Consider the following 1,796-nt stretch of genomic DNA (forward strand, 5'->3'; position numbering starts at 1 on the left):
CCGGCGGTGTTGTTCAGGCCGAATCCACCCGCTCCGATGGCGCTGCTGGAGCCGGCGCGCAGGATGCCACCTGTGACTGTCGTGATGCCGGTATAGGTGTTGTTACCGGACAGGACGAGCGTGCCTGCGCCGTCCTTCCGGAAGGCGCCGGCACCGACGATCGGGCCGCTCCCGCCGAGCACGGTGGCGGCATTCACCACGTTGATGGCCCCACCGGTAGTGGCAAGTGTGATGCCGCGGTCGATGCTGATGCTGCCGCCGGTATAGGCAAGGACGCCGCCATTCAGGCCAAGGTTGGCGGAGGCGCTGGTCGAAGCGCCGATGCCGCTTGCCTGGCCGCCATTGGCAAGGCAATCCACGCTGAGCGTACCGCCGATGATGTTCGTCGCGCCGGTATAGGTGTTGTTGCAGCCGACAAACGTCTGGGTGCTGCTATTGTCCTTGGTGAGGCCGCCGGCCCCGGTGATGGCGCCGCTGAAGCTGACGGTCGTGCCGCCGACCGTCAGGGTCGCTCCGCCGAGGCGAACGGTACCGCCATTCGCGCCGCCTCCCGACAACCCGCCGACCTTGTTGTTGAAACCGTTCAGGTCGAGCGTGACGCCGGCGACATCCGCCAAATTCATGGCATTGGGACCACCAAAGGCCTGGGTCGATCCGGCGCGCAACGTGCCGCCGTCAATGAATGTCGGACCGTTGTTGCTGTTGGTGCCCGAAAAAACCAGAGTGCCGGCGCCGGCTTTGTGAAACGGCACGGCGCCAACCACCGTGCCGCTGACGGTGAGCGTCGTTGCCGCATTGGTGACATCGAGCGAGCCACCCGCGCCTCCGTTGAGCGTGAAGCCGCGATCGGTGCTGGCGGTCGCCCCGGTATATTGCAGCGTTCCGCCGGTCTGGATCACGAGGTTCTCGGCATCCGAGGACGATGCGCCGATACCGCTCGCCACACCGCCATCGGCCAGCGTGTTGACCGACAGCGTACCGGCGGAGATCGTCGTGATGCCGGTATAGGTGTTGGCGGCATTGCCAAGTGTCAGCAGGCCGGCGCCGGTCTTGTTGAATCCGGCATCGTCCGAACCGACGACCACGCCGCCGAAGCTCAGATTGCCGCTGTCGACCTGGATCGTCCGCGGTGCACCACCATTGACCAGGGTAAAGCCGCGGTCGGTCGTGCCCGCACCGACGCCGGTATATTCCAGCGTACCGCTTTCGAGCACCAGGTTCGCCGAAGCCGCGCCCGAAGCGCCAATGCTGCTCGCAGAGCCGCCATTGGCGACGCTGTCGATGGCCAACGTGCCGCCGCTCAGCGTCGTGCCCCCGGTGTAGCTGTTCGCGCCGGTCAGCGCGACCTTGCCGGCGCCGCCCTTGGCGAAGCTGGTTGCGCCGCCATTGTCGACGATCGTCGACGCGATCGTGAAGGTACCGGTGCCCGTGCTGTTTTCGAGCACGCCCAGCGTACCGCCGCCGGTCGCGCCGGTGATCGAGCCGCCGGTGATGGTCTGACTGGCATTGTTGACGCTGGAGGCGACAATGATCGTGCCGTCCACGCCGAGCGTGTTGCTGGCGCCGACGGTGACTATGGAGTTGGCCGCGGCGGTGTATTTGATGCCGCCGAGCTGGACGTTGCCCGCAACGGTGTTGGCGAACGGGGTGTTGGCCGCCCCGCCCGCGTCACTGACCACGTCGCCGGTCAGCCAGGTGCTGGCATTGTCCTTGTTTGCATAGGCGGTGAAGGCGTTGATGGCTCCGCCGCTGACCTGCGCGTAGTCGGTGCCGTTGACGGTTGCCCAGCTGAGCGC

1 protein-coding gene is annotated in these 1,796 nt (G+C 66.4%); it reads right to left on the reverse strand.

The genetic code is table 11. The features are described 5' to 3' along the window. A partial coding sequence (locus EN893_RS32270) for an autotransporter-associated beta strand repeat-containing protein (protein ID WP_206640217.1) occupies nt 1-1,796 on the reverse strand: 1,796 nt, incomplete at both ends.

The organism is Mesorhizobium sp. M7A.F.Ca.CA.004.04.2.1, assembly GCF_004022825.1.
In the GTDB taxonomy this organism is placed as follows: Bacteria; Pseudomonadota; Alphaproteobacteria; order Rhizobiales; family Rhizobiaceae; genus Mesorhizobium.